The 688-nt window shown below is 65.7% G+C and carries 1 protein-coding gene; it reads right to left on the bottom strand.

What is annotated here, in order from left to right; translation table 11 throughout:
* A partial coding sequence (locus AACH11_RS24725; protein ID WP_341376959.1) for an ATP-grasp domain-containing protein occupies positions 1 to 688 on the bottom strand: 688 nt, incomplete at both ends.

Genomic DNA, 688 nt, shown 5'->3' with positions numbered 1-688 from the left:
ACGATCTCGGGGTGGCGGAACAGCGCGTTGGCGTCGAAGTTGAACTTCGCGTCGAGGGCGATCAGGTTGCCCTGGCTGTCACGGTTGAGCGGGTTGATCTCGACCAGCGAGGCATCCGTCTCCATGTAGCAGCGGTACAGGTTCTTGAACACCGCCACCGCCTGCTCGACGGTCTTGCCTTCCATGCCGATGGCCGTGGCCACCTTGGCCGCCTGCTCGTCGGTCAGGCCGGCCAGCGGGTCGATCAGCTCGGTGACGATCTTCTCGGGGGTCGAGTGCGCGACCTCCTCGATGTCCATGCCGCCTTCGCTGGAGGCGATCAGCGCGACCTTCTGCGTGCCGCGGTCGGTGACCAGCGAGACGTAGAACTCCTTGCTGATGTCGGCGCCTTCCTCGATGTAGAGGCGACGCACCTTCTGACCCAGCGCGCCGGTCTGGTGCGTGATCAGCTGCATGCCCAGGATCTGGCCGGCCAGATCCTTGACGCCGTCGATGGTCTTGCTGACCTTGACGCCGCCGCCCTTGCCCCGGCCACCGGCGTGGATCTGCGCCTTGACCACCCAGACGTTGCCGCCCAGCTTCTGCGCCGCCTCGACGGCCTCTTGCACGGTGAACGCGGGAATGCCGCGCGGCACGGGCACGTTGAACTGGCGCAGGATCTCTTTGCCCTGGTACTCGTGGATCTTCA

The organism is Pseudaquabacterium rugosum (assembly GCF_038066575.1).
Classification (GTDB): Bacteria; Pseudomonadota; Gammaproteobacteria; order Burkholderiales; family Burkholderiaceae_C; genus Pseudaquabacterium; species Pseudaquabacterium rugosum.
The sequence above is the reverse complement of the archived record's forward strand: the minus strand, read 5'-3'. Positions and strand labels throughout refer to the sequence as shown.